Raw genomic sequence first — 26,400 nt, forward strand, 5'->3', positions numbered from 1 at the left:
CTTTTGTAATTGAATCCAAATTACCTTTCGTATGAATAAAATAGTTACACTTTTATTTTTCTTTATTTTTGGCTTTACGCAAGCACAACAGCTAAATTGTACTGTAACTATTAATACGGAAAGATTGCCAAATCCCAATCAACAGGTTTTTAAAACACTTCAGACTTCTTTATCTGAGTTTGTCAATAAAACAGATTGGACAGGATCAGTTTTAAAGCAAAATGAGCGTATTAATTGTTCAATGTATATTACGTTATCATCTAATAGTTCAGATCAGTTTAGTGGAACTATTCAGGTGCAATCGTCTCGTTTAATTTTTAATTCAACTTATTCGTCTCCGGTTTTAAATTATAACGATAAAGATTTTAATTTTAGATATACAGAGTACGAACCATTGCTGTTTAATCCTACAACATTCGATTCGAATTTAGTTTCTGTAATTTCTTTTTATAGTTATTTGATTTTGGGAATGGACGCCGATACTTTTCAAATGGGTGCCGGAAATCAATACCTTGAAACCGCTCAGAATATTGCAAATGTTGCTCAACAGGGAGGTTCTAAAGGATGGAGTCAGGCTGATGGAGTCCAGAATCGTTACTATTTAATAAACGATATGATTTCGCCAATGTATAGTGATTTACGTCAGGTAATGTATGCATATCATGCCGGATTAGACGGAATGAGTCAGGATTTGAAAGCGTCAAAAGAAAAAATAAAAGCATCACTCATGATTATTGGCCGATTTGCTACAGTCAAACCAAATGCATTTTTGACAAGAGTATTTTTTGATGCAAAATCAGACGAAATTGTTTCGATATTTTCGGGAGGTCCAAGTATTCCTGTTACAGATTTGACAGATGTTCTTAATAAAGTCTCGCCATTGAATTCTACTAAATGGTCGCAAATTAAATTTTAATTATTTAATTTCACACACTCTATTAACTTTTATATTTACAAAATTTCTCTATGATTACTTCGCTGTCAATTAAAAATTACGCTCTAATTGAAAAACTTTCTATAGACTTTTCAAAAGGTTTTTCTATAATTACAGGGGAAACAGGTGCAGGAAAGTCAATTATATTAGGCGCAATTGGACTTGTTTTAGGAAAAAGAGCCGATCTTACTTCGTTAAAAAATAAAGATGAAAAATGTGTTATTGAAGCGCATTTTGAAATTTCTAAATACAATCTGAAAGAATTTTTCGAAAATAATGATCTTGATTATGAAGACGAAACTATTATTAGACGCGAAATTTTACCTTCGGGAAAATCTCGTGCTTTTATAAATGATAGTCCGGTAAATCTTCAGGAATTACAGGATCTAAGTTTGTTTTTGATAGACATACATTCACAACAACAAACGCAAGAATTGTCAGATGAAAGTGTTCAGTTTAAAATTATTGATGCAATTGCAAATAATGCTGAAACAATTTTAGCGTACCAAAAATTGTTAAAAGAGTATAAAGCTGATAAAACGAAACTGAATGCTTTATTGAAAAAGCAAAGCGACTCGGGAAAAGAGCAGGAGTACAATACATTTTTATTAAACGAATTGGTTGTTGCTAAGTTAAAATCCGGAGAGCAGGAAGAATTAGAAGCTGATTATGAGAAGTTGAATAATGTTGAGATTATCAAAGAATCAATTGATAAATCTCTCGTTATTGCTAATGAAGAACAATTTGGTGTTTTTCATAATCTAAATGAAATTAAAATTTCGTTGCAAAAAATAGCAACATTTTCGTCAGAATATCAAAACTTATTCGAAAGAGTAACAAGTGTAGCAATTGAATTTGATGATGTTTCGAGAGAATTGCAAAATGCTTCCGAAAAATTACTAAACGATCCCGCGCAACTGGAATTAGTGAGTCAAAAGCTGCAGTTAATTTATAATTTACAGAAAAAACATCAGGTTAATACTGTGGACGAATTATTACAAATTCAGGCAGACTTAGAAAATAAAGTTCTTGAATTAGATAATATTGAAGAAGAAATAGCGATTTTATCCAAATCAATAGAACAAAAAACGACAGAATTAGATGCTTTTTCAGCAACAATTCATCAAAACAGATTAAATGCAATTCCTGTTTTATCGAATCAATTAGTTTCGATATTAGAAACTTTAGGAATGCCAAATGTTCGCTTCAATATGGAATTATTATCATCTGAAACGTATTTCCAAAATGGAAAAGACGAATTGCAATTTTTATTCTCTGCTAATAAAGGAACTGATTTTGGCCTATTGAAAAAAGTAGCTTCCGGAGGAGAAATGTCTCGTATTATGTTGGCGGTCAAAGCGATTTTGGCACAATACTCAAAATTACCAACCTTAATTTTTGATGAAATTGATACAGGAGTTTCCGGAGAAATTGCCATTAGAATGGGAGAGATAATGAAAGAGATGAGTACAAAAATGCAAATATTTGCGATTACACACTTACCACAAATAGCAGCAAAAGGAGATTCGCATTTTAAAGTTTCAAAATCTACGGTTAATGATGATACACAATCAGAGTTGAAGCTTTTGTCTCAGGAAGAAAGAATTGTCGAAATTGCTCAGATGTTGTCTGGAGCAGTCGTTTCAGATTCGGCTTTAAATCATGCTAAAGCCTTGTTGAACTAAAGAAATAATTTATATTTGTCATCTTAAAAGCTAATTAAACAAACGTAGGCAGGTTGATATTTTAAGAAGTAAAGAAGAATAACCCAATTACGAATAAACAGTAAAAACATGATTATAGAACCTAGAATGAGAGGATTTATTTGCTTGACATCTCACCCAAAAGGAGCCGAGCAAAATGTTAAAAATCAAATAGAATATATAAAATCAAAAGGTCCAATTGCTGGAGCAAAGAAAGTATTAGTTATCGGAGCTTCTACAGGATTTGGTTTAGCTTCAAGAATCACAAGCGCTTTTGGATCTGACGCTGCAACAATTGGAGTATTCTTTGAAAAACCACCAGTTGAGGGAAAAACAGCTTCACCAGGATGGTATAATTCTGCAGCTTTTGAAACTGAAGCTCATAAAGCAGGTCTATATGCAAAAAGTATCAACGGAGATGCTTTTTCAAACGAAATAAAAAGACAAACACTGGATTTAATTAAGGCTGATTTAGGACAAATCGACCTTGTAATTTATAGTTTGGCTTCGCCAGTGCGTCAACATCCGGTAACAGGAGTTTTGCACCGTTCGGTTTTAAAACCAATTGGACAAACTTTTACAAATAAAACAGTAGATTTTCATACAGGAAACGTAACAGAAGTTTCTATTGCTCCGGCAAACGATGAAGATATTACAAATACTGTAGCTGTAATGGGGGGTGAAGACTGGGCAATGTGGATAGATGCTCTAAAGGCAGAGAATTTATTAGCTGAAGGAGCTACAACAGTTGCTTATTCTTATATTGGACCATCATTGACAGAAGCAGTTTACCGTAAAGGAACAATTGGTCGTGCAAAAGATCATTTAGAAGCTACAGCTTTTTCTATCACTGATAGTTTAAAATCTATTGGAGGTCAAGCTTATGTTTCAGTAAACAAAGCATTAGTTACACAAGCGAGTTCAGCAATTCCGGTTATTCCGTTATATATTTCTCTTTTATATAAAATTATGAAAGAAGAGGGAATCCATGAAGGTTGTATCGAGCAAATTCAACGTTTGTTTCAAGACAGATTATACACTGGATCAGCTGTTCCTACAGATGATAAAGGAAGAATCAGAATTGACGACTGGGAAATGCGTGACGATGTTCAGGAAAAAGTGGCTAAACTTTGGTTAGAAGCTACAACAGAAACATTGCCGGCTATTGGAGATTTAGCAGGATATAGAAACGATTTCCTGAATCTTTTTGGATTTGAATTTGCAGGAGTAGATTATGCAGCTGAAGCAAATGAAGTTGTAAATATCGAAAGCATCAAATAAATAGAAAAAAATACTATTATATATGAAAACCATTCGCCACAGCGAATGGTTTTTTTATGAATATAACATATCTTTGTTAAAATTTTGAAATTTAAAATATTCCCACTTTAATACGCACATCCCATTATGATTTTTTCTTTAATTATACCCGTGTATAATCGCCCAGATGAAGTAGATGAACTGTTAGAAAGTCTCTCGAAATCTGATTATAATGAAGCTTTTGAAATTGTTCTAATCGAAGATGGATCATCAATTCCATGCAAAGACGTGGTAATGAATTATCAGGGAAAATTGAATATTTCGTATTATTTTAAGGAAAATTCAGGACCTGGAGATTCCAGAAACTTCGGGATGCAAAAGGCGAGAGGGGATTATTTTATAATATTTGATTCTGATTGTATTATTCCGTCTAACTATTTAACAGAAGTTAGAAAAGCTTTAGATCAGGAATATGTGGATTGTTTTGGTGGTCCTGATAAAGCATTAGACAGTTTTTCAAATGTTCAGAAAGCGATTAATTTTGCAATGACTTCCTTTTTAACAACAGGAGGGATTCGTGGAGGTTCTGAAAAAATTAATAAATTTCAGCCAAGAAGTTTCAATATGGGAATCTCTAAAAAGGCATTTGAAGCTTCAAAAGGCTTTGGGAATATTCATCCTGGAGAAGATCCTGACTTATCAATCCGTTTGTGGAACTTAGGTTTTGAGACGAGATTATTCTCAGAAGCATACGTTTATCATAAACGTAGAATTGATTGGGAGAAATTTTCAATTCAGGTACATAAGTTCGGAATCGCCAGGCCAATTTTAAACAGCTGGTATCCAGAACATAATAAGCTGACTTTTTTCTTTCCAACGTTTTTTATTCTTGGTTTATTATTAGCTTTTTTACTATTAATTTTCAATATTGATATTTTATTACAATTATATTTTGTATATTTCGTTATAATTTTTCTTACAGCAAGTATTCAAAATAAAAGCATCAAAATTGGTTATTTATCTGTTGTTGCAGTTTGGAAACAATTCTATGGTTATGGAACAGGATTTTTAGAATCATTCATTAAAATTATCCTTTTAAAGAAAAAACCACAAGAAGCATTTCCTCGTATGTTTTTTAAATTATAAGTATGGCAAAAGTTATTGGCTTAACAGGTGGAATAGGAAGTGGAAAAACAACTATTGCAAACTATTTTGCAGAAATGGGGGTTCCAGTTTATATTGCTGATGATGAAGCTAAAAAAGTAATGAAATCTGAAAATATTGTAAATGAAATAAAAGCAATATTTGGAGAAACACTTTTTGAGAATAATATTTTGAACAGAGTAAAACTGGCTGAAATTGTTTTTAATAATACAGATCAGTTAGCAAAATTAAATGCAATAGTACATCCTGCTGTAAAAGAGGATTTTGAAATTTGGTTATCAAAACATAAAAAATATCAATATGTGGTGTACGAAGCCGCAATTTTGTTTGAAAGTGGTCGTTATAAAGATTGCGATGTTATTGTAACAGTTACTGCCCCGGAAGAAATTAGAATTGAAAGAGTTCTAAAGCGAGATAATACCACACGCGAACAGGTTTTAAGCAGAATAAAAATGCAGTGGAATGATGAAAAACGAATTTCCTTAAGCAATTTTGTAATTAATAACAGTAATCTTAAAATTGCTAAAGAAGAAGTTGTTAAAATTCTTAAAATTTTAAATATAAAACAAAATCAGTCTTAAATGTTAATATTTGGTTAATGTATTATTTAGTATATTGTTAAAATATTAATTTTGTTTCGATGAATAAATTATTTTTTAGAATACTTGTTTTACTGATGAGTTTGTCCTTAATAGGGATTATTCTGGTTCAAGTATATTGGTTCAATTCTTCGTTCAAAAATAATGACGAGCAATTTAAATACCACGTTACCCAAGTAATCGGGAATGTTGCTGATAAACTTGAACAGCAGGAAGAGTATAGTTTTTATGATAAATGGAATCGTTTAAAAGATAGTACCGGTAAAATTCCTAAAAAAGAAGATTTGCTTGAAGTACTATATGTACAGAGAAATACAAAAACAAATAAAACGATCGTTTATTCTAACACGCTTACATCTGAAGATTACGATATAAGTGGTTCGCTTTTTAATAAAAAGTTTAGCAGCGAAAGATTTAAAAATTTTAGCTCTAAAAGAGTAACTGAAGTTTATAACAATAATAACAATATTGATAATACAACTTTAGGACAAAGTTTAATTCCTGATTTAAGAGTAGAAAAATCGGGTAGTTTAGATCTTTTGAATAAAGTTCAAATGGAAATTTCGATAAAGGATTTTGCTGATGCATTGCCAATTGATGAAAGAATTTCTAAAATAAAATTACAAAACCTTCTAAAAAAGGAATTGGAAGAATATGGTGTAAAAACCAAGTTTGAGTTTGGAGTTCTTAATAGTGGTTTATCGACAAAAATTAAATCCGATGGATTTCATTATGATAAAGATGCAAGTTATCATGTGCCAATATTCACAGATAATGAGGGAAGCAGTAGATATGAATTGTATATAACGTTTCCTCATAAAAAGAAATTTTTGCTTTCTGAGTTGTTGAGTATTACTGTTTTATCGATAATATTTACATTAATTATTATAGTAGCTTATACAAGTGCGTTGAATCAATTGTTGCGTCAAAAACATATTTCTGAAATCAAAACAGATTTTATTAATAATATGACGCATGAGTTTAAAACTCCAATTGCAACAATAAATTTAGCATTAGACGCGATTAGAAACCCTAAGATTATTGAAGATAAAGAGAAAGTCTTTCGCTATCTTCAAATGATTCGGGACGAAAATAAAAGAATGCATGCTCAGGTTGAAAATGTTCTTCGTATCTCTAAATTAGAAAAAAGAGAACTAGATATAACGAAAGAACCAACTGTAATTCATGATATAATTGATGATGCAATTGAGCACGTAAATTTAATTTTAGAAGACAGACAAGGTACAGTAGTAAAACACTTTAATGCAGCGAGAACAACGTGTTTGATAAACGAAGTGCATTTTACAAATGTATTGGTTAATATTTTAGAAAATGCCATAAAATATTCACCTGATGCTCCTGAAATTGAAATTTTTACAGAGAATGTCAAAGACATGATTCTGATAAAAGTAAAAGATAATGGTCTTGGTATGAGTAAGATAGCTCAAAAACGAGTTTTTGAAAAGTTTTATAGAGAACATACAGGAGATTTACATAACGTAAAAGGACACGGTTTGGGTCTTGCTTATGTAAAAAGAATAGTAGAAGATCATAATGGCCAAGTATATGTTGAAAGCGAAAAAGGAAAAGGTAGCACCTTTATAATAAAAATACCATTAATAAATTAAAATATGGAAAATAATAACAAAAGAATACTTTTAGTAGAAGATGACCTTAATTTTGGGGCAGTTCTTAAAGATTATCTAATGTTAAATGACTTTGAAGTTACTTTAGCTAAAAACGGTATGGAAGGTTTCGAGAAATTCAAGAAAGATGTATATGATTTATGTATTCTTGACGTAATGATGCCTTATAAAGATGGTTATACTTTAGCAAAAGAAATTAGAGAAAAGAACAGCGAAGTGCCAATTATCTTCTTGACTGCTAAGTCTATGAAAGAAGATGTATTAAAAGGATACAAAGCTGGAGCTGATGATTACTTGAATAAACCTTTTGATTCAGAAGTTTTATTGATGAAAATAAAAGCAATCATTCAAAGAAAATCTGCTGATACAAAAGCAGAACAAGTTCAATTTGAGTTTAATATAGGTAAATTTCACCTAAATTCTAAATTGAGATTCTTAACATTCGAAAATGATGAACCAATAAAATTATCTCCAAAAGAGAACGAATTACTTAAAATGTTGATTCTTCACGAAAATGATTTAATGCCAAGAGAATTAGCATTAACAAAAATTTGGAGAGATGACAATTACTTTACTTCAAGAAGTATGGACGTTTACATCGCTAAACTTAGAAAATACCTAAAAGCAGATGAAGATGTTGAAATCCTTAACATTCACGGAGAAGGATTTAGATTAGTTGTTAAAAGCAAAGTAACAGAATAACAAAAAGTTCACCAAACTAAAAAAAATATTAAAGCTCTGAGAAATCAGGGCTTTTTTTATGCTTATATTTTTCATCTGCAAAGTGCGCATTTTATCCTTGTCAAAGTTTTAAACTTTGACAAGGATTTCACAACGATAAGGTTTTTGTGTCCTTGTTTATCATAGAAATCGAAGTGACAAATATTGTGAAAATTGGAATTTAGAATTTAAAATATTGGAATTTTAAAGTTTTGGAGCTATTTCCTGCTATCCGTTACAATTTTTTGTGCCGATCACCGGCACAAAAAGATTTTCACTTCTATTAGGGCTATGGCTTTAGTTTTCAAGTAGATAATCATATTTTTTTAAGCCTTTAAAAACTGAAGAATATTTTTTACACGAATTTTCTCTATAATAATTTGGAAAATCAAAAAACTATTCTGAATATTTGCAGACGAAAAAATTAATAACCCTTTAATAACGAAGAAAAATGTTTGTACTTACATCATCATCTCAAAGCTTCACACCAAACGAATTTGGTGCAGCGCTTCTTCGTGGTTTATTTCAATCTTAGAAATTCATTTTTAGATATATAAAAAAGCCCGAAGACATTTAGTTTCGGGCTTTTTTTATTCTAGACACTTCAAATTTTCCCGAATAACAGTTCTATTATTTATCTCAAAAAAGGATAAAAGATTTAGCAATTTAATTTTAGTATACTTTTTCAAATGGAAAATTACACTGAAGATGACTATGTATTGTGTAGTCGTTTTAAAAGTGAAAAAAAGAAGAAAAGGTTAGTAAAAGAAGATTTCGAAAAAAAATTACGTCAAAGTTACAATCAAAGAAAGCAATTGTTTGATGCCGTTTGGAATTCACCACCCGTGCTATTAGACAAACCCTATCAAAAAGGCTGGGTTCGATTTTTTGTTTTGAGATCAGATGTATTAGTTGGTCCAAATTCAGGTTTTTTCATGAATTTGTTAGGGAAAATTAATACATATCACTATTCAAATGAAAAATCATTTACCAAACGCATAAGGAAATCTGGAAAGAAAATTTCTGTTCCGTCAGAACAGTTTTTGAAAATGATTTCCATTAGTGATTGGAATTGTAAAAAAATAGATTTGACTGAAAAAGAGAAATCCTACTTTACATTAACCAAAGAATGGTCAAATAATCTTGGGAGGGATATAATTTATTATCGATTTGATGAGCCTTGGAGATTTGTGCTGCGTGTGCGGCCGAATATTATAACGCATAAAAAACCTGTTGATTCAGATTTACAAAGCGAACTTCAGGTTTTAGAAAATTATATTACCAATTATAATTTAAACCATAAAATAAACAGATTAGTTATGGGATATGCTCGCTATTCAGGCTGGAAAGTTTTCCTGAATCCGAAAGAGCTAAACCCAATTAAAAATAAAAGTCGGTGTTTATTGTATCAACAATATGTCGATGAAATGATATAAATCATGGGAAATAAATTATCCGGAAAAGACCTGATTAAGTTAGGCTTTCCAAAAAACAATTCAATAAATATCGCCTTAGGGCAAATAAACAGATATAGAAAAAGAGAAAAAAAGGAATCCATTCTAATAGAAGCCAAAGAGGTTTTACTTCATCCTGAAAAGTTTGAAGGGCACGGAACCTGGGGAAAAGTGGCGGAAGGTTTGATAAACCCGGTTCACGTAAGAATGCATCAACTGAAAACAACTCGGGTTCCTTTTACCATTTTTGGCGAAAATGAGATCGATCAACAAGCAAAATTTCAGCTGTATGATTCTTTAAAATTACCAATTTCAGTTGCAGGAGCTTTAATGCCAGACGCACATTCAGGTTATGGATTACCAATTGGAGGTGTTCTAGCCACTGATAATGCAGTTATTCCGTATGGAGTGGGTGTTGATATTGGCTGCCGTATGAGTTTGTCAATATTTGATATACCGGCATCTTATTTTAAAGGGAAAGAACATCAATTACAAGCAATTTTAAAAGACAATACTAAATTTGGAATGAATGAAACACACGCTACAAAAGCGGATCATGAAGTTTTTTATAAAAGCGAATTTCAGGATATTCCATTATTGAAGAATCTTTTGCCTAAAGCTTATAAGCAATTAGGGAGTTCGGGAGGAGGAAATCATTTTGTAGAATTTGGTATCGCAAAAATTGACAATCCAGAGAATGAATGGAAACTTGGAACAGGAGAATATTTCGCAGTTTTATCGCACAGTGGTTCTCGTGGTTTGGGAGCAAATATTGCCAAACATTATACCTATCTGGCAACGAAACAATGCCCTTTACCAAAAAATGTTCAGCATTTGGCATGGTTAGATCTGAATACACATGATGGTCAGGAATACTGGCTGGCAATGAATTTGGCAGGAGAATATGCAAAAGCTTGCCACGATGATATTCATAGACGAATTGCCAAAGCAATAGGGAAAAGAGTAGTGGTTACAATTGAAAATCACCACAATTTTGCATGGAAAGAGATGGTAGATGGTAAAGAATGTATTGTGCACAGAAAAGGGGCAACTCCTGCTGCTGAAGGTCAATTGGGAATAATTCCGGGATCTATGACTGCTCCGGGATATATTGTAAAAGGCAAAGGAAATGCAGAAAGTTTAAATTCGGCATCGCATGGTGCTGGACGTTTATTTTCTCGTGCTAAATGTAAAAGCATGTTTACGCAAAGTGAAATTAAGAAGGTTTTAAAAACTAATGATGTCACTTTAATTGGCGGAAATATCGATGAAGCACCAATGGCGTACAAAGACATTACAAAGGTGATGGGAAATCAAACTGATTTAGTTGAAGTTCTAGGAACTTTTACGCCTAAAATCGTTAGAATGGACCGATAAAAGAAATTAAAAATGGAAAGAATTATACAGATAACTGCAGGTCGCGGACCTGCAGAATGTACTTGGGTGGTTGCCCAAGTGCTTAAAAAAGTTTTGGACGAAGCTCATGAACAACAATTAGAAACCACTTTATTGCAAAGAGAGGTTGGTCAGGAAAACGGTACAGTTGAAACTGCAACAATTTCTATAAAAGGAAAAAATGCAACAACATTTGCTAATTCCTGGATAGGAACAATTCAATGGATTGGTCAGAGTCAGTTTAGAAAAATGCATAAACGAAAAAACTGGTTTATTGGCATTTTTGAGATTGAAGCGCAAAAGAATGCATCAATTTCAGAAAATGATATTCAGTATCAGGCAATGCGAAGTTCCGGGGCTGGCGGACAACATGTAAATAAAGTCAGTTCGGCAATTAGAGCGACACATACTCCAACAGGAATAGCAGTTGTTTCTATGGACAGTCGTTCACAACACCAAAACAAAAAACTGGCAACAGAAAGATTATTAAAAAAACTAGAAGACGAAACTTTGCAACAACTCAAAAATCATGTGGGGAAACAATGGGAAAACCAGTTGAATATTCAACGTGGAAACCCTGTTAGGGTTTTTTCCGGAACTGATTTTAAGAAGAATAAAGTGGAGAAAAGTTATAAAGGAACTCGTCAGAAACTAAAAACAGATTTACGAAATGAAAACAATTGATAAATATCTTTTTCAGGCTTTAGATAATTACCCATATTCGCTTGAGGAAACGATTGAATCTCTGGATTACGCTTTTTCTTATGATGCCAAAAATACAATGGTTTTGTGTTTGTACGGAAGAATCCAAGCAGAACAATTGTGGAATTATGAAGAGGCAAAACACTATTTTCAAGAAGCTTTGGCTATTAATATTCATGCACTTGAGGTTTATCCACATTATTTACATACTTTGATTTTAAACGAAGATTATGTAGAGGCGCAAAAGTTAATTGATTTTGCTTTAACTGTAAAAGGAATAAATAAGTCGGAAATATTGGTTAAGAAAGCTATTCTTCTTGAAGCGCAGCAACAATTTAAAGAAGCTCTAAGAGAGATCAAAAAGGCTAAACTTTGTACTTTGCAGTTTACTTTTGAGTCTGATATTACTGAAGTAGAGAAACGAATTAAAGGAAAAATTGATTTGTTAGAAAAGAAAAAGAAGTCTAAAAAATCAAAGAAAGATTCGAAAAAGAAATCAAATTAATTTTGATTAAACTAAAAACGATGCAATTCAAATTTTGAATTACATCGTTTTTTTAACAGATGTCCCTACGGGACATTTTTCTTACTTGCCTATGTGTTTTGTTACCGATCTGTAACTCCTAAATGGAGTTTTTTTATTTTATAATGGTTGTATATGTTACAAAATATTCTTCAGGAATATAATAAAAATCTGTGATAATCCGTTAAATCTGTTTAATCTGTGGGCTATCTTATTTCCAATGTAATTCTAAAGCAAAACAGGTTTTATCACCTTTCGTAATGCTAAATTTTGCATTGGTATGACTATCATCTTCACTTTCATGGATTACTACTTTGTCTTTTAAAGATAGCTCTTTCATGAAATTCATCTCAAAACTTTTTACTTCTTGTTTCAGGATTCGTTTTTCATCAACATGATCCAGACACCATTCTAAATATTTCACATTATTTACGTGATTTACAATGTCTAAATCTGATAAATAAACCGTTTTTTCAAAAATGGCTTCTTTTTCATGATTGATGTTTATCTTGGAAAAACCGTCGTTTGTTGCTCTGTTGTCAGGAAACAATTCAAAATGTTCATAAGGTAAAGCCAAAGCTTCAGGACGGCGTAATTGAGTGTTAAAAACAGCCCAGTAGGTTTCGCAGCCTACTATTTTTTTACCATTTACATACATTTCAAGTGCACGAACGGAACGCGAATTTTCTAAACTATTGATCCATGTTTTTACCGTAACAATATCCTGCCATTTTGGTAAAGCTGTAATTTCAACACGCATTCTGCTTAAAACCCAAGCTTGATGGAATTCTTGCATATCAAAGAAACTGATACCTCCAACTTCTGAATGTGCAGCGGCGGTAAGTTGTAAAATATTACATAAATCTGTATATTTCAGGAAGCCATTTGGCGTACATTGTGTAAAATTTATTTCCCAGTCTTTACTTAAAACCGATGTGAAATTAGGAGATATTGGCATTTTTGTATGATAAATAATTTATAACTAATTTTATATGAGTGAACATTAAAAAATGAGGTAATAATAAGTTTTCTTCGTAAAACTACAATTATTAAATTTATAATTTAATCTCCACCGCAGCCTCCGCAGGAACTCCCGCATGAGCTTCCACAGGAACTACCTGAAGAAGAATCAGAAGAACCACAAGAACTACCGGAGGAGCTTTCTGAAGAAGAAGAGCTTTCGAAGCTATTATTTCTGTTTACTTCTTTTATTAACGGTATAAATGCAGGAGTTATTACAGCTGTACTAAATAGAAAATAATTCCATTGCCAGTTACTTTCGGTTTGTCGGCCGGGTAAAATTTCTGTTTTATATAAATTTGTTATTGTATCGATAAAAATCAGTCTTGTTAATCTGTGTAGAAAAAAAATCACAGTAATAATAAAAACAATAAGAATAAATATAAGGAATCCTAATGGCTTGTTTCTGGTAAAGCCTGTTACTAGTCTTATATAGCCCGCCATTGAAAGGAGCGCAAGAATAACAAAGTTTAAATAAAATAAATGATGGAATTTTTTTGATTTAGTAAAATATTTTTCAAATGCATCCATGCAATGTGATATGTTTATGAAAACAGGTTTTCTTGTCATACGCATTACTAATGTTGGGTAAACGCTTTTTCCAAATTCTTTCAATGATCTTGTTACCTGAATTTGTTCATCAGTTAAATTGGCTTTATTTTCAACAAGGTTGATAATATTATAAGGTTGTATTTCAGCTGTTTTGTTCTCAATTAATTCGTTTACAACTCCGTTAATTACATTAGAGATTTTTTGAGTTTTAAGATAAACTAATTCATAAGGCTGAAGGTTGTAAATAAATGAATCCTTATCAAATTCACGAACAATTTCTCGAAGCCTTACTTTGTTGTATAAATCTAGTATTTTAAATGATATGATAGACAAGATAATGAAACCGATGAGAAAATAGGGATTGTCAATTTTAATATAAATTGGTTTTAGAATGTAGTAGAATGGGAATGTCAATACGAAAAATAGTATCAGGGCATTACTGATAAATGTTCTTAGTTTTATTCTTGCTTTATCTAAATTTAAACTTTCATACATTCCTTCAAATTCCCAAATATCTTTTGGTTGACTTCCAAAAGTCGATTCATACAATTTATTAGTTTGCTCTTTCGCTTTTTTAAATTTTTGAAAATCTTCTTTATTATGAGTAGATGGAATATGCTGAATTTGTTTACCAATTAATTTGCAAAATTCTTGATATGATTGGGTGAAAATTAAATGCAGATGCCAAACGGTATCAACAGTTTCGGATGGTGAAATCATTGATTCTGAAATGGATACCAAATACATGAATTTTTTATATTCTAAAATGGCTTTTTGAGTAAAGTTTTTTGCCCAAAAGTTTTCTTTTGCAAGTCTTGTTGAAAAACTAAATTCACTTGGAGGGTCATCAAAATCAAATTGCAAAATTTTATTCCAGAGTACATTATCCATATTTTATCTTACTAACATTGTAAATTTCTAAATTTATTTTCAATCAATTTAAATACATGTTAAAATGATTCTTCTATATATTCTATAATTTCTTTTCTATTGGTTGAATAATCAAACCATTTCGTTACTTCATTTCTTTTAAACCAGGTGAGCTGTCTTTTTGAGAAACGTCTGGTGTTTTTTTTGATTTCTTCGATGGCAAAAGGCAAAGAGAAATCCCCGTCAAAATAACTAAATAATTCTCTGTAACCAACGGTTTGAAGTGCATTTAGAGCTTTATTAGGATACAATGTTTTAGCTTCTTCGAGTAAACCTTCATTCATCATAATATCAACACGCTGATTGATTCGGTTATAAATTACTTGTCTGTCAGCTTCCAGACCTATTAAAATAGGAGTGAAGTTTCTATTGTTTTTCTTCTGGTTTAAAAAAGAAGAATATGGTTTTTGAGTTCCGATACAGACTTCTACAAAGCGCATCATTCGCTGTGGATTTTGTAGCGTTTGCGGATTCTGAATCGTTATTTTTTGATAATAATCTGGATCTAAAAGTTGTAATTGTTCTTGTAAATAATTGATTCCGAGTTTCTCATAATTCGAATTTACCTCAGAACGTATTTGTGGATCGATTTCAGGGAATTCATCAAAACCTTTTAAAATCGCATCTACATATAATCCTGATCCTCCTATTAGTATAGCAAAATCATTATTTTGGAATAGTTCTTCTAATTTAAGAAGTGCTTCTTTTTCGTAATCACCAACGGTATAATTTTCGAAAATAGATTTATTCTGAATGAAATGATGTGTTGCTGATTCTAATTCTTCCTGATTTGGAACTGCTGTACCAATTGTCATTTCTTTGAAAAATTGACGACTGTCGCAAGAAATTATTTCGCATTTAAAATGTTGTGCCAAAGCAATACTCAAGGCTGTTTTGCCTATGGCTGTTGGTCCGACAATGGTTATTAAGTACTTCATATTTTTTAGCCTGGATGGGATTGGAAACCCCGGACTTATATTTGTTAGTTTTTTGGGGATAAAAGAGCGACTTTAGAAGCTCCTTTTATGCTTTAAAAAAACAACAAAGATAAGGAGGAGTTGCAATGTACAGCTGGAATAGCTTCTTAAATTAATTATTTGTCAATTCGGTTCCGCATTCGTGACAGTATTTTGCACTATCAAAATGTACTTCGGAATTGCATTTTTTACATTTTTTTTTACTGCTAACAACACTGTTTTTGAGACTGCTTTTTGCAAATTCAGCTGTTACGATTCCGGTTGGCACGGCAATGACGCCGTAACCCATAATCATTACCATTGAAGCTAAAAATTGACCTAAAGGTGTCGCTGGCGAAATATCTCCATAACCAACTGTTGTTAAGGTAACAATAGACCAATAAATACCAATAGGAATGCTGGTAAAGCCACTTTCTTTGCCTTCTACAACATACATTAGTGAACCAATAATTACTGCAGTAATTACTATAAAGTAGATAAATACCAAAATCTTTTCTTTGCTGGCTTCCATGGCCTCCCGAAGTTGTTTGGATTGTTGTGAAATTTGCGGGATATGCAGGATTTTAAACAATCGGAAGAAACGTAAGACTCTTACTATGGTTAAAACATTTGTTGCAGGGAAAAAAATCGATAAAAACATAGGCAATATTGCCATTAAATCAATTATTCCGTAAAAGCTAAAAACATATTTAAGAGGTTTTTGTATCGAAATAATTCGTAAGATAAACTCGATGGTGAAGAAAACGGTGATAATCCATTCACAAATAAGAAGTTGTGAGTGATATTTTTGGTTAATACCTTCGACTGTGTCCATCATGACCAAAAGGACACTCAGTAAAATTAACCCTAAAAGTATCAAATCGAACAGACGTCCTGAAAAGGTGTTACTGCCGTAAATGATAATTTGGGTTTTTTGCCTGAAAATATCGTATTTTGATTTTATTTTTTTCATATCAGCAAAGATAATGAAAGTATTTGTTTGTTAAAAATGAAGAATTTTAAGCGATTTTGTTTTCCGAATGTGGCTTTGAATAATGTTTTTTACATCTCGATTGTGCTGCATTGGAATTAGGATGTTTTTTAGAATCTCAATATTGGTGATTTGATAATTAAGGTCATAATAAGCGTAACCTTTATAAATTCCATTTTCGATTAATACAGCGCTTCTTTCATTCACATTTCGGCCTCTGTCAAGCAGAATCATGCTTTTGTTTTCAAAACTATTTTCAGATATAAATTGTTGAACTCTTGCATTGTATTCTTCCGGGCTTACTTCGCCAATACAAGCACCATCACATTCTTTTATTTTATATTGAAAACACTCTTTTTTTGTTTGATATAATCCGGTTAGTTTCTGGCACAAATGATATTTTGATGTAAATCTAAAAAGAGCATTTTTACCTTCTTGTAAACTGGAGTATGAGGTAATTTCTCTTTTGCGTCCGTCTGCTTTTTCAAGTTTGAGATTTATATAACCATTTGCGTCTTTTTCGGCATATAAAGCATACTGAAAAATAGTTTTTCGCTGTGAACGATTATATCTTGGGCGATGTATTTTTATTTCTTCACTTTCTTTTAAAAGCGCAATTAATTCGCTTCCGGTTTCATCATAAGTTATGGTGAAAACTTCGGCTTGAATTTTTTTACTTTTTGTGGTGATTCCGGTAAAATGCTGGTTGATTCTCTTTTTGATATTTTGGCTTTTGCCAATGTAAATCAAAGTTCCACCTTCATTGTATATGTAGTAAATACCAGTTTTTGCCGGTATTTGAGCTAAAAGATCCAACAATTTTGGCGCAATTCCCTTTTCGACTTCTAGTTTTATAAAATCTTTTACGATTGTTTTTTCCAGGTCTTTTTCAAGAAGCATTTTGAACAATTTGGTGGTTGCCATTGCATCTCCGCTTGCACGATGTCTGTCTGCCATTGGGATTCCAAGTGCACGAACTAATTTCCCTAAACTATAAGAGGGTTGATCTGGAATCAATTTTTTAGCAAGCTCCACAGTACAAAGCGTTCTGGCTTCGAAATCGTAGCCTAAACGTCTGAATTCGGTGCGTAAAATTCGATAATCAAATGAAGCATTATGCGCGACAATGATACAATCTGAAGTGATTTCTATAATCCTTTTTGCAACCTCAAAAAACTTTGGTGCTGAACGCAACATAGCATTATTGATTCCGGTTAATTTTACCACAAAAGGCTGAATCGGAATTTCAGGATTAACAAGGCTAATGAATTGGTCAACTACTTCATGACCATCAAATTTATATATGGCGATTTCGGTAATTCCTTCTTCATTAAACTGGCCTCCAGTGGTTTCTATGTCTAGTATTGCGTACATTTTAAATGTCAATTTCAAAAATCAATGGCAATATCAATTTTAAAAATCAATTTCAATTTTTGAAAATTGTTATTGTAATTGCTATTGTCATTGGAATTGAATTATTTTTTATTTATTATCATTTTTGATGAAATTGCAATAAGTTGTTCTACTTCAATTAGAAGCTTACTTCTTTTATCGCTATCACCTTCTTTAATATAATCTAGAATCTTTAATGAGTTTCTGGATTCTTTTAATTCTTTTACAACTAATGAAACTTTAAAAATAAAATCTTTATCAGTTATGGTGCCTTGTGCTTCTCCAAAATTTAAGGAAGCGCTTCCAGATGATCTAATTAATTGATTTTTATAATATTCATTTTCAAATAATCTCTCTAATTGTCTTGTAAAGAAAATACATTCTCCAGCAAATCGAACTAATCGATCTTCAAAATTGAATATTTTTTCCATTTAAATTATTGATTTATACTTTTAAAATTGAACTTTGATTTTTGCAATTGCAATTGATATTAAAAAAATCAACGGCCTCCAAAAATGCTGCTTCCAATGCGAACCATTGTGCTGCCGCATTCTATGGCAAGTAGGTAATCTCCAGACATTCCCATTGATATTGTATTCAATTTTAAATTTTCATTTTCGATTGATTGAATTGAATCAAAAATAGTTTTTAAATGTATAAATTCTTTTTTAATCTGGTTTTGATCTTCTGTAAATGTTGCCATTCCCATTAATCCTAAGATACGAATGTTTTTCATTTCTTTGAATTCTGAAGAAGATAAAAGTTCATTTAATTCATTTTCATCCAAACCAAATTTAGTTTCTTCTTCGGCAATATGTATCTGAAGCAAACAGTCGATAATTCTATTGTTTTTTAAAGCTTGTTTGTTGATTTCCTGCAATAATTTCAAACTGTCAACTCCATGGATCAAATTCACAAATGGTGCCATAAATTTGACTTTATTCGATTGTACATGACCAATCATGTGCCATTGAATGTCTTTTGGCATTTCTTGGTACTTATCAACCATTTCTTGGATTTTATTTTCTCCAAATATGCGTTGACCAGCTTCATAAGCTTGCATTAAATCAGAAACAGGTTTGGTTTTAGAAACCGCAACTAATGTTACATGTTCTGGTAAACTTGTTTTGATTGTATTTAAATTTGACGCTATTGACATTTTTCTATTTTTTCTTGAATTTGCAATATAACCAGCCTTTCGTCTATGATTATTTTTTCGTCTTTGAATTTCTTAAATTCATTGAAAATCTGCATTATTCCTTCGTCAGAGTATGTTTCAAATGAATTTATGATGTAATTATCTTTTTTGGTTTTTATTTTTAAGTAAAAAGTCGCTCTGCATATTCCTTTTCGAGAAGCATTAATTTGTATCTGAATATTAGTTTCTTTAATATTTAGTGATTTTATCCATTGCACATTAAACGTTTCACCATGTAATATAATACTATTTTCTTCAAAAGTTATTATATCAATATTGCTTTTGCTTCTGTTTATGATTATAAAAACACAAATAATCAAAAGAAACGCTTCAATTATAATTGTATATAAAATTGAAAGGTTGAAAACGAGAATTATTGGTGAAAGAAGAGTAAACTCAATAAAAAAAGCTAGATTATTTAAATTGAAAAAACGCCGATTAAAATTTTTATATTCACTCTCAAATGTTATCATATTTAAAAAATCTTAAACAAACTGCTTAGAGATTTTCTCTGCTTTTTTACTTTCACTATAATCATAAAAACCTTCACCAGATTTCACACCTAATTTTCCGGCTCTTACCATATTTACCAATAATGGGCAAGGAGCATATTTAGGGTTTTTGAAACCTTCGTACATTACATTTAAGATTGCAAGACAAACGTCAAGTCCAATAAAATCAGCTAATTGAAGTGGTCCCATTGGGTGTCCCATTCCTAATTTCATTACGGTATCAATTTCATAAACACCTGCAACTTTATTATATAACGTTTCGATTGCTTCGTTTAGCATTGGCATCAAAATTCTGTTTGCTACGAATCCTGGATAATCGTTTACTTCAACAGGAGTTTTACCCAATTTTACAGATAAATCCATGATGATTTTAGTCACTTCATCACTTGTATTATATCCACGAATGATTTCAACTAATTTCATGATTGGCACCGGATTCATAAAATGCATTCCAATAACGCGTTCTGGATGTGCTACAACAGCTCCGATTTGCGTAATCGAAATTGAAGAAGTATTAGTTGCTAAAATGGTATTGTGTGAACAAGCTTCATTTAATTGCTTGAAAATGTTCAATTTTAACTCTACATTTTCAGTAGCAGCTTCAACTACTAAATCTACACCAACAACACCGTCTTTAATATCTGTATACGTAATAATATTGGTGATAGTTTTTGCAACTTCTTCCTGAGTGATTGTACCTTTAGAAAGCATTCGATCTAAGTTGGCAGCAATAGTTGCCATTCCTTTATCCAGTGATTTCTCAGAAACATCAATAAGTTTTACGGTAAAACCACTTTGTGCAAATGTATGAGCAATTCCGTTACCCATTGTTCCTGCACCAATTACAGCTATAGTTTTCATTTATTTTTTGATATTATATTTATGATTTTAGCCACGAATTCACTAATTAAGTTGTGCATTCGTGGCTAATTTTATTTTTAAAATTGTTTCATTTATTTATCGAAGCAATCAATAATCTGATACGCTACTCTTAGTGCATCTGTTGCTTGTTCAAGGGTTACAACTGGCGTAGTATCCGTTTTTATTGCATTTGCAAATGACTCTAATTCATCCAGAATTGCATTGTTTTGTTCTACATCCGGATTAGTGAAATAGATTTGTTTTTTTACACCTTCAGCATTTTGCAGAATCATATCAAAATCTCCGGGAACTTCTGGAGCGTCTTTCATACGAACTACTTCGCATCTTTTCTCTAGAAAGTCAACAGAAATATAAGCGTCTTTTTGAAAAAAACGTGTTTTACGCATGTTTTTCATTGAAATTCTGCTTGCCGTTAAATTCGCAACACAGCCATTTTCGAATTCAATTCGGGCATTTGCAATATCAGGAGTATCACTGATTACTGAAACTCCGCTAGCATGAATATCTTTTACTTTTGAATGAACAACACTCAAAATTGCATCAATATCGTGAATCATTAAATCGAGAACTACAGGAACGTCTGTACCACGCGGATTAAACTCGGCTAAACGATGTGTTTCGATAAACATTGGATTTTCGATCATGTTTTTTGTAGCAATAAACGCTGGATTAAAACGTTCAACATGACCAACCTGACCTTTTACATTGTATTCTTTGGCTAAAGCAATAATTTCTTCAGCTTCATCTACAGTATTGGCAATTGGTTTTTCTATAAAGATATGTTTTCCTGATTTGATGGCTACTTTTGCACATTTATAGTGAGAAAGTGTTGGGGTTACAATATCGATTACATCCACAGCGTGGATTAATTTTGCGATAGTACTGAAGTTTTTATAACCGAATTCTTTTGAAATTCTTTCGGCATTTTCTTGATTTTCGTCGTAAAATCCAACTAATTCGTATTTGTCAGATTGTTGTAATAAGCGTAAATGTATTTTACCAAGATGACCAGCACCTAAAACTCCTACTTTTAACATGAGAATGTATTTTAAACAAAAATATAATTTATTTGTCGAAAGTAAAAGTGAATGCAATAAAGATTTAGCGATTTAATAATTAAAAATCAATATTTGATTTACTGTTTTGTTTCTTATTTTTGCCAAAATAAAACCTACCCATTTTGAAAGATACTGCCAAACATCAAGGACTTCGCAATCAATTAGTAAGCACTTTAGAACAAAAAGGAATTACTGATAGAGCAGTCTTGGATGCGATAAAAAAAATCCCAAGACACCTTTTTTTAAATTCAAGTTTTGAAGATTACGCTTATCAGGATAAGGCTTTTCCTATAGGAGCGGGGCAAACTATTTCGCAACCTTACACTGTCGCTTTTCAATCGCAATTATTAGAAGTTAAAAAAGAACATAAAATTTTGGAAATTGGTACTGGTTCCGGTTATCAAACTGCTGTTTTGTGTATGTTGGGTGCCAAAGTCTTTAGTATTGAAAGACAGAATGAGTTGTTTAAAACCACTTCAAATTTGTTTCCTAAATTAAATATTCGTCCTAAACATTTGTCTTTTGGTGATGGTTATAAAGGTTTACCTGGTTATGCACCTTTTGATAGTATTATTGTTACTGCAGGAGCTCCATTTATTCCGCAGCCATTAATGGCACAGCTTAAAATAGGAGGGAGATTAGTAATTCCGTTAGGAGAAGATGTTCAGATTATGACTTTGTTGATTCGGAAAAATGAAACACAATTCGAAAAACATGAGTTTGGAGAATTTAGATTTGTACCTTTATTAGAAGATAAGAATTAAAAGAAAAGCCCAATTTGAAATAATTGGGCTTTTTTATTTTATTGGCCAATAATGTTTATGTAGCGTTCCAGACTCTCTTTTTCATTTTGTGCTATGAAAAGTAAAAAATCTTCTTTGTCTTTTTTGGTTTGCGCTTTTTCCAATGATTGATAATATTGCATTCGGGTTTCGTAATCTCCTTTTATGTTAGCGATTAAATAACCTTTTTGCATTAAAATTAAATTCATTATCAAACGTGAAGTTCTTCCGTTTCCATCAATAAATGGGTGAATTGTAACTAGTCTTTCGTGCATTTCGGCAGCTAGAATAACAGGATGCAATTTGTTTTTATTGATTTCATACCAAATAAAATACTCTTCCATTTCTTTAGTAACCATAAAAGGTTGTGGAGGCATATGTGTACTTCCTTGAATCATGACTTGTACTTTTCTATAACGACCGGCATCTTCTGGAATTATACCTCTTAAAATCAAGTTATGGATAGATAAAAGATCACGTTCATTTAATGAATTGTTTTTATTCATTAAATCTTTGATGAAACCAATTGCTTCCTGATGGTTTATAGCTTCAAGATGTTCTCTCATACTTTTTCCTGAAATTGTTAAACCTTCATTTATCACTAAATCGGTTTCACGAAGTGTCATTGTATTTCCTTCAATTCGATTGCTTTCAAAAGTATATTCGAGTTCAAGAGCCTGAGTGATTTTATAGCTATCAAATTGTCTATAAGTGTCTAGTTTTTCTTTTAAGACATCAATTTCTTTTAATATTTTTTCTAAAGTAGTTGATAATTTTAATTTTGAAACTGTCTTATTGTATTTGATTTCCTTCTCGGCAACTTCAAGTGCTTTTAATGCAAATTCATCATCACCAATTTCGTATAAGATTTTTTCTTTTAACCAGGCAACCATTAAGGTTTCATAATCAATTTCTAAAAGCTGTGACAGCTTAACAATTTGATCTTTGGTTGGTTTTCGTGAACCACTTTCAAATTTGCTTATCAAAGCCTGATCGATGCCAAGCAATTGTGCAACTTCGCGGGTTTTTAATCCTTTTTGTTCTCTGGCATTTTTAAGAAGTGATTTCATTTTTGACGAACTATAAATTGTCTTGACAAAATTAGTCATATTTTTTTAGAATAAAAAAGCAATATCAAATACTGCTTTTTTAATTATTTTATTTTGGAGGAAGTGATCCGTCTTTTCTCATTTCTTTTACAACTGCCTGCATAATTGCGTCAACCGTTTGACCTAAGTCAGTTACATAATCAGATTTTGTAGTTCCGGTCCAGATTAGTTTATTTTCTTTTAAGGAGAAAATATTTGTTTCTACCATATAAGAAGTTGTTTCCTGATAATATCCCGGATCATAGAAATTTGGGGAGTACATTCCGTACCAGTTTCCAAAACCATAACCATACATTCCGGTGTACATACCATCAAATCCACCATAATACATTCCTGTATAAGTTCCTGGAACATAATTGGTTTCTTTATCAGTGCTCACTAATCTCATGGAAATAACTCCGTCAAAATTTTCATCTTGAAGAATTTTTAATTTTTGTTCCTTAGTAAGCTGCGAACTAGCGTCTAAATATTGATATGAAGTTTTAAAAATTTCATTACTGGCAGCAATTCTATTTTCGGCAACTCTTCTTGAAGCTTCATCTTTTACTAATACAACAACTAAAACCTTTTTAAAATGTTCCTGAGCTACGGTTATTTTCGGATCTCTCCAACTATTAACAATAGAGGTATTACTACCACAACTTGTAAGTGCCAACACGGCAATTAACAAAATTAAATATTTTTTCATATTTTAAGGTTGAATTATTTGTAGTAAAAATAACAATAAAATATTTATAAACACTTGTTTAAAAGAAAATTAAAAAGATATTTTTTTAGTTGTAAGCTTTTTTAATTCGGTCTAAATCACGTTTAGTATCTTGTTCTTTAAGAGATTCACGTTTGTCGTAATTTTTCTTTCCTTTACAAAGACCAATTTGCAATTTTGCTAATCCTTTTTCGTTTGTAAATAATTTTAACGGAACAATTGTGAGTCCTTTTGCCTGAACATTTTTGTGAAGGGTTTTTAATTCCTTTTTATTCAAAAGCAATTTTCTCTCACTTCTGGATTTATGATTGAATTGATTCCCAAAAGTATATTCTTCGATATAAGTGTTAATAGCAAAAAGCTCGAGATTGCTAAATTCACAAAAACTTTCAGTGATATTGGCTTTGCCTAATCGTATTGATTTAATCTCAGTTCCGGATAAAACAATTCCGGCAGTATACGTATCGATTATCTCATAATCAAAACGTGCTCTTTTATTAAGGATATTGACTGTTTTTAACATAATGGCAAATGTAAAACAAAAATGAAAAACTTTAATGAGTTCTAAGATAATTAAAAGTTTTTTTTAATCTATGACTTTAATCAGTTCTAAGGAAAAAGCTTACGCATAAGTTTGTTAAATAATTTAAAACAAACTTACAAGATGAAAAAAATTTTAACACTAGTTAGTATCGCATTTATTGGTTTAACTGCAAAAGCTCAGGATTCTAATCAAGGTTTAAAAGGGGCTTGGTTTGCAACGTCTCAATTTGGATACCAACAAACAAAAACAGCTGATGTAAAGCATACAAATTTATCAGTAATACCAATTGTAGGAACCTTTATAACTCCAACTATAGCTGTTGGTGCAGGATTGGGTTATATCAATTTGAAATCGGATTTAAACTCAAATGAATCTACAAAAACAGATTTAATTGTAATTCAGCCATTAGCAAGAAAATATTGGAATGTTGCAGGTTCTCTTTATTTCTTTGGACAAGCAGCTTTGCCGGTTATTACAGGTAAAGAAAAAGAACATAACACAAAAATAAATCAATTTGGTTTGTCTGTATCAGGAGGATTTGATTATTTCGTAACAAAGAACTTTTCTGTTGAGTTCTCTTACGACTTGGTGAATTTTACATCAACTACAATTGATCCTGAAAAAGGTCCTAAAACTACCGTTACTAATTTTGGATTGGCACATATGGCAAATGTTGATTCCGCTTATTTAGCAGGAGGTTCAAGTTTAACAACTCCGCTTTCTGTTGGATTTAAATTTATATTCTAATTTATAGTAGATTGATTTAGATTTCAATTTGCTAATTTTGTAAAAAAGAAAAGACCGTAGTTTTTAAGCACGGTCTTTTTATTATTATTTAAAAAGTATAAAATGCAGAATCAATCTAAAGATCCTTTACACGGAATTACACTTCAAAAAATCCTAGAATCATTAGTTGATTATTATGGCTTTGATACTTTAGGAGAATTAATCCCTATTAAATGTTTTCTATCAAATCCTAGCATCAAATCAAGTTTAACTTTTTTAAGAAAAACGGATTGGGCTCGTAAAAAAGTAGAAGATTTGTATCTAAAATCGCTTCCTAAGTTTACAGAATAATTACAATTTATAAGAAATCATAACGCCGCCACGGTACGGAAGCCATTCGCCACTTTTATTCCAATTTGGTGCTTTTTCGTATCTCCCGGGAGTTCCATCATTGTAATATCCATGATAGAAACCTTGATGCCAGCCGCCGCCTGCAAAAATATCTAATAAAAATTTATCACTTAATTTGATATTGTAGCCAACTGTTGCTCCTAAACGATAACCGAATCCATGTTCGTATTTGTTAGTATCCCAGTAATTCCATTTTTGTATTTGATAAAAATCAGGACCAGCATGAATACCAGCATAAAAACCATTATACTTTTCTTTGAAATGATAACGAACTTCAGGAGTGAAAGTATAAAATTCCATTGGATTGTGACCATTAAATGATTTCCAAAAAGACGCCATTACATCAAAACTAAGAGTAGTTTTTTCTCCAATACTGGTTTCTATGCCAACATTTGGTATTGCTAATAAAGCTGTTGCGGCATTAAATTTAATAAAGGTTTGACTTTGTGATTGTATTGAAAAGAAAAGGACAAGTAGAATTAATAATTTTTTCATGTGGTATTTATAAAGAAATGGAGATTGCACTGATTA

28 protein-coding genes are annotated in these 26,400 nt (G+C 31.5%); 14 read left to right on the forward strand and 14 right to left on the reverse strand.

The window, feature by feature from the left end:
- The first annotated feature begins 31 nt into the window (after window positions 1-31).
- From CHB81_RS05865 to CHB81_RS05915, 11 genes are all read left to right on the forward strand, one after another.
- Window positions 32-916, forward strand: a complete 885-nt coding sequence (locus tag CHB81_RS05865; RefSeq protein WP_089350960.1) for a DUF4835 family protein — start codon at window positions 32-34, stop codon at window positions 914-916.
- 50 nt (window positions 917-966) lie between these two features.
- The gene (gene recN / locus CHB81_RS05870) at window positions 967-2,619 is read left to right on the forward strand and encodes a DNA repair protein RecN (RefSeq protein ID WP_089350961.1); all 1,653 of its coding nucleotides are present in this window, start codon (window positions 967-969) and stop codon (window positions 2,617-2,619) included.
- A 108-nt stretch (window positions 2,620-2,727) separates the two neighbouring features.
- Window positions 2,728-3,918, forward strand: coding sequence for an enoyl-ACP reductase FabV (gene fabV, locus CHB81_RS05875; protein WP_089350962.1), 1,191 nt, complete (start codon window positions 2,728-2,730; stop codon window positions 3,916-3,918).
- Between the two features lie 126 nt (window positions 3,919-4,044).
- On the forward strand, window positions 4,045-5,043 hold the full coding sequence (locus CHB81_RS05880) for a glycosyltransferase family 2 protein (protein ID WP_089350963.1): 999 nt from the start codon (window positions 4,045-4,047) through the stop codon (window positions 5,041-5,043).
- A 2-nt stretch (window positions 5,044-5,045) separates the two neighbouring features.
- The gene (gene coaE / locus CHB81_RS05885; RefSeq protein WP_089350964.1) at window positions 5,046-5,642 is read left to right on the forward strand and encodes a dephospho-CoA kinase; all 597 of its coding nucleotides are present in this window, start codon (window positions 5,046-5,048) and stop codon (window positions 5,640-5,642) included.
- Between the two features lie 59 nt (window positions 5,643-5,701).
- Complete coding sequence (locus tag CHB81_RS05890; RefSeq protein ID WP_089350965.1) at window positions 5,702-7,288, forward strand: sensor histidine kinase KdpD; 1,587 nt, start codon at window positions 5,702-5,704, stop codon at window positions 7,286-7,288.
- 3 nt (window positions 7,289-7,291) lie between these two features.
- Window positions 7,292-8,008 (forward strand): response regulator transcription factor, encoded by a 717-nt coding sequence (locus CHB81_RS05895; RefSeq protein WP_026985497.1) that lies wholly within the window; start codon window positions 7,292-7,294, stop codon window positions 8,006-8,008.
- A gap of 707 nt (window positions 8,009-8,715) precedes the next feature.
- Complete coding sequence (locus CHB81_RS05900; protein ID WP_089350966.1) at window positions 8,716-9,462, forward strand: hypothetical protein; 747 nt, start codon at window positions 8,716-8,718, stop codon at window positions 9,460-9,462.
- A 3-nt stretch (window positions 9,463-9,465) separates the two neighbouring features.
- Window positions 9,466-10,857, forward strand: coding sequence for an RtcB family protein (locus CHB81_RS05905; protein WP_089350967.1), 1,392 nt, complete (start codon window positions 9,466-9,468; stop codon window positions 10,855-10,857).
- 12 nt (window positions 10,858-10,869) lie between these two features.
- On the forward strand, window positions 10,870-11,559 hold the full coding sequence (gene prfH, locus CHB81_RS05910) for a peptide chain release factor H (protein ID WP_089350968.1): 690 nt from the start codon (window positions 10,870-10,872) through the stop codon (window positions 11,557-11,559).
- Window positions 11,546-12,082 (forward strand): hypothetical protein, encoded by a 537-nt coding sequence (locus CHB81_RS05915; RefSeq protein ID WP_089350969.1) that lies wholly within the window; start codon window positions 11,546-11,548, stop codon window positions 12,080-12,082. The genes prfH and CHB81_RS05915 overlap by 14 nt, the downstream gene beginning before the upstream one ends.
- A gap of 229 nt (window positions 12,083-12,311) precedes the next feature.
- Here the strand turns inward: CHB81_RS05915 and CHB81_RS05920 are convergent, their stop codons facing one another.
- The 10 genes from CHB81_RS05920 to CHB81_RS05965 form a co-directional block, all read right to left on the reverse strand.
- Window positions 12,312-13,058, reverse strand: a complete 747-nt coding sequence (locus tag CHB81_RS05920; protein WP_089350970.1) for an acyl-[acyl-carrier-protein] thioesterase — start codon at window positions 13,056-13,058, stop codon at window positions 12,312-12,314.
- Window positions 13,059-13,162: 104 nt separating this feature from the next.
- On the reverse strand, window positions 13,163-14,563 hold the full coding sequence (locus CHB81_RS05925) for a hypothetical protein (protein ID WP_089350971.1): 1,401 nt from the start codon (window positions 14,561-14,563) through the stop codon (window positions 13,163-13,165).
- A 59-nt stretch (window positions 14,564-14,622) separates the two neighbouring features.
- On the reverse strand, window positions 14,623-15,540 hold the full coding sequence (gene miaA / locus CHB81_RS05930) for a tRNA (adenosine(37)-N6)-dimethylallyltransferase MiaA (protein ID WP_089350972.1): 918 nt from the start codon (window positions 15,538-15,540) through the stop codon (window positions 14,623-14,625).
- 151 nt (window positions 15,541-15,691) lie between these two features.
- On the reverse strand, window positions 15,692-16,531 hold the full coding sequence (locus CHB81_RS05935) for an ion transporter (protein WP_089350973.1): 840 nt from the start codon (window positions 16,529-16,531) through the stop codon (window positions 15,692-15,694).
- A 30-nt stretch (window positions 16,532-16,561) separates the two neighbouring features.
- Window positions 16,562-17,923, reverse strand: coding sequence for an exonuclease domain-containing protein (locus tag CHB81_RS05940; RefSeq protein ID WP_089350974.1), 1,362 nt, complete (start codon window positions 17,921-17,923; stop codon window positions 16,562-16,564).
- Between the two features lie 101 nt (window positions 17,924-18,024).
- Entirely contained in the window at window positions 18,025-18,372 is a 348-nt protein-coding gene (locus CHB81_RS05945; protein WP_089350975.1) for a four helix bundle protein, read from the reverse strand.
- Window positions 18,373-18,440: 68 nt separating this feature from the next.
- Window positions 18,441-19,100: a YggS family pyridoxal phosphate-dependent enzyme gene (locus CHB81_RS05950; protein WP_089350976.1), complete on the reverse strand. Its 660-nt coding sequence runs from the start codon at window positions 19,098-19,100 to the stop codon at window positions 18,441-18,443.
- Window positions 19,091-19,612: a hypothetical protein gene (locus tag CHB81_RS05955; protein WP_089350977.1), complete on the reverse strand. Its 522-nt coding sequence runs from the start codon at window positions 19,610-19,612 to the stop codon at window positions 19,091-19,093. The genes CHB81_RS05950 and CHB81_RS05955 overlap by 10 nt, the downstream gene beginning before the upstream one ends.
- Before the next feature lie 12 nt (window positions 19,613-19,624).
- Window positions 19,625-20,512 carry a 3-hydroxyacyl-CoA dehydrogenase family protein gene (locus CHB81_RS05960; RefSeq protein WP_089350978.1) on the reverse strand — a complete coding sequence of 296 codons (888 nt, stop codon included), beginning with the start codon at window positions 20,510-20,512 and terminating at the stop codon, window positions 19,625-19,627.
- Window positions 20,513-20,604: 92 nt separating this feature from the next.
- Window positions 20,605-21,570 (reverse strand): Gfo/Idh/MocA family protein, encoded by a 966-nt coding sequence (locus CHB81_RS05965; protein ID WP_089350979.1) that lies wholly within the window; start codon window positions 21,568-21,570, stop codon window positions 20,605-20,607.
- A 143-nt stretch (window positions 21,571-21,713) separates the two neighbouring features.
- On the opposite strand from CHB81_RS05965, the gene CHB81_RS05970 reads away from it, so the two are divergent.
- Window positions 21,714-22,355 carry a protein-L-isoaspartate(D-aspartate) O-methyltransferase gene (locus CHB81_RS05970; protein ID WP_089350980.1) on the forward strand — a complete coding sequence of 214 codons (642 nt, stop codon included), beginning with the start codon at window positions 21,714-21,716 and terminating at the stop codon, window positions 22,353-22,355.
- A gap of 38 nt (window positions 22,356-22,393) precedes the next feature.
- On the opposite strand, the gene CHB81_RS05975 is transcribed toward CHB81_RS05970, so the two are convergent.
- The 3 genes from CHB81_RS05975 to smpB form a co-directional block, all read right to left on the reverse strand.
- Window positions 22,394-23,443: a Fic family protein gene (locus CHB81_RS05975; protein WP_089350981.1), complete on the reverse strand. Its 1,050-nt coding sequence runs from the start codon at window positions 23,441-23,443 to the stop codon at window positions 22,394-22,396.
- 88 nt (window positions 23,444-23,531) lie between these two features.
- The gene (locus tag CHB81_RS05980; RefSeq protein WP_089350982.1) at window positions 23,532-24,170 is read right to left on the reverse strand and encodes a hypothetical protein; all 639 of its coding nucleotides are present in this window, start codon (window positions 24,168-24,170) and stop codon (window positions 23,532-23,534) included.
- Between the two features lie 85 nt (window positions 24,171-24,255).
- On the reverse strand, window positions 24,256-24,711 hold the full coding sequence (gene smpB / locus CHB81_RS05985; protein ID WP_089350983.1) for an SsrA-binding protein SmpB: 456 nt from the start codon (window positions 24,709-24,711) through the stop codon (window positions 24,256-24,258).
- A gap of 141 nt (window positions 24,712-24,852) precedes the next feature.
- Here smpB and CHB81_RS05990 point away from each other — a divergent pair, with 141 nt between their 5' ends.
- The gene (locus tag CHB81_RS05990) at window positions 24,853-25,479 is read left to right on the forward strand and encodes an outer membrane beta-barrel protein (protein ID WP_089350984.1); all 627 of its coding nucleotides are present in this window, start codon (window positions 24,853-24,855) and stop codon (window positions 25,477-25,479) included.
- Window positions 25,480-25,581: 102 nt separating this feature from the next.
- Window positions 25,582-25,809 carry a VF530 family DNA-binding protein gene (locus CHB81_RS05995; RefSeq protein WP_089350985.1) on the forward strand — a complete coding sequence of 76 codons (228 nt, stop codon included), beginning with the start codon at window positions 25,582-25,584 and terminating at the stop codon, window positions 25,807-25,809.
- Here the strand turns inward: CHB81_RS05995 and CHB81_RS06000 are convergent, their stop codons facing one another.
- Window positions 25,810-26,364 (reverse strand): DUF3575 domain-containing protein, encoded by a 555-nt coding sequence (locus tag CHB81_RS06000; RefSeq protein WP_089350986.1) that lies wholly within the window; start codon window positions 26,362-26,364, stop codon window positions 25,810-25,812.
- Window positions 26,365-26,400: the final 36 nt, after the last annotated feature.

Origin of the sequence: Flavobacterium sp. ov086 (assembly GCF_900187965.1) — a bacterium.
GTDB lineage: Bacteria > Bacteroidota > Bacteroidia > Flavobacteriales > Flavobacteriaceae > Flavobacterium.

What these genes read in the sequence shown, in the direction of transcription:
- CHB81_RS05865 (WP_089350960.1), top strand. Translation starts at nt 32, where the DNA reads ATGAATAAAATAGTTACACTTTTATTTTTCTTTATTTTTGGCTTTACG.
- recN (WP_089350961.1), top strand. Translation starts at nt 967, where the DNA reads ATGATTACTTCGCTGTCAATTAAAAATTACGCTCTAATTGAAAAACTT.
- fabV (WP_089350962.1), top strand. Translation starts at nt 2,728, where the DNA reads ATGATTATAGAACCTAGAATGAGAGGATTTATTTGCTTGACATCTCAC.
- CHB81_RS05880 (WP_089350963.1), top strand. Translation starts at nt 4,045, where the DNA reads ATGATTTTTTCTTTAATTATACCCGTGTATAATCGCCCAGATGAAGTA.
- coaE (WP_089350964.1), top strand. Translation starts at nt 5,046, where the DNA reads ATGGCAAAAGTTATTGGCTTAACAGGTGGAATAGGAAGTGGAAAAACA.
- CHB81_RS05890 (WP_089350965.1), top strand. Translation starts at nt 5,702, where the DNA reads ATGAATAAATTATTTTTTAGAATACTTGTTTTACTGATGAGTTTGTCC.
- CHB81_RS05895 (WP_026985497.1), top strand. Translation starts at nt 7,292, where the DNA reads ATGGAAAATAATAACAAAAGAATACTTTTAGTAGAAGATGACCTTAAT.
- CHB81_RS05900 (WP_089350966.1), top strand. Translation starts at nt 8,716, where the DNA reads ATGGAAAATTACACTGAAGATGACTATGTATTGTGTAGTCGTTTTAAA.
- CHB81_RS05905 (WP_089350967.1), top strand. Translation starts at nt 9,466, where the DNA reads ATGGGAAATAAATTATCCGGAAAAGACCTGATTAAGTTAGGCTTTCCA.
- prfH (WP_089350968.1), top strand. Translation starts at nt 10,870, where the DNA reads ATGGAAAGAATTATACAGATAACTGCAGGTCGCGGACCTGCAGAATGT.
- CHB81_RS05915 (WP_089350969.1), top strand. Translation starts at nt 11,546, where the DNA reads ATGAAAACAATTGATAAATATCTTTTTCAGGCTTTAGATAATTACCCA.
- CHB81_RS05920 (WP_089350970.1), bottom strand. Translation starts at nt 13,058, where the DNA reads ATGCCAATATCTCCTAATTTCACATCGGTTTTAAGTAAAGACTGGGAA.
- CHB81_RS05925 (WP_089350971.1), bottom strand. Translation starts at nt 14,563, where the DNA reads ATGGATAATGTACTCTGGAATAAAATTTTGCAATTTGATTTTGATGAC.
- miaA (WP_089350972.1), bottom strand. Translation starts at nt 15,540, where the DNA reads ATGAAGTACTTAATAACCATTGTCGGACCAACAGCCATAGGCAAAACA.
- CHB81_RS05935 (WP_089350973.1), bottom strand. Translation starts at nt 16,531, where the DNA reads ATGAAAAAAATAAAATCAAAATACGATATTTTCAGGCAAAAAACCCAA.
- CHB81_RS05940 (WP_089350974.1), bottom strand. Translation starts at nt 17,923, where the DNA reads ATGTACGCAATACTAGACATAGAAACCACTGGAGGCCAGTTTAATGAA.
- CHB81_RS05945 (WP_089350975.1), bottom strand. Translation starts at nt 18,372, where the DNA reads ATGGAAAAAATATTCAATTTTGAAGATCGATTAGTTCGATTTGCTGGA.
- CHB81_RS05950 (WP_089350976.1), bottom strand. Translation starts at nt 19,100, where the DNA reads ATGTCAATAGCGTCAAATTTAAATACAATCAAAACAAGTTTACCAGAA.
- CHB81_RS05955 (WP_089350977.1), bottom strand. Translation starts at nt 19,612, where the DNA reads ATGATAACATTTGAGAGTGAATATAAAAATTTTAATCGGCGTTTTTTC.
- CHB81_RS05960 (WP_089350978.1), bottom strand. Translation starts at nt 20,512, where the DNA reads ATGAAAACTATAGCTGTAATTGGTGCAGGAACAATGGGTAACGGAATT.
- CHB81_RS05965 (WP_089350979.1), bottom strand. Translation starts at nt 21,570, where the DNA reads ATGTTAAAAGTAGGAGTTTTAGGTGCTGGTCATCTTGGTAAAATACAT.
- CHB81_RS05975 (WP_089350981.1), bottom strand. Translation starts at nt 23,443, where the DNA reads ATGAAATCACTTCTTAAAAATGCCAGAGAACAAAAAGGATTAAAAACC.
- CHB81_RS05980 (WP_089350982.1), bottom strand. Translation starts at nt 24,170, where the DNA reads ATGAAAAAATATTTAATTTTGTTAATTGCCGTGTTGGCACTTACAAGT.
- smpB (WP_089350983.1), bottom strand. Translation starts at nt 24,711, where the DNA reads ATGTTAAAAACAGTCAATATCCTTAATAAAAGAGCACGTTTTGATTAT.
- CHB81_RS05990 (WP_089350984.1), top strand. Translation starts at nt 24,853, where the DNA reads ATGAAAAAAATTTTAACACTAGTTAGTATCGCATTTATTGGTTTAACT.
- CHB81_RS05995 (WP_089350985.1), top strand. Translation starts at nt 25,582, where the DNA reads ATGCAGAATCAATCTAAAGATCCTTTACACGGAATTACACTTCAAAAA.
- CHB81_RS06000 (WP_089350986.1), bottom strand. Translation starts at nt 26,364, where the DNA reads ATGAAAAAATTATTAATTCTACTTGTCCTTTTCTTTTCAATACAATCA.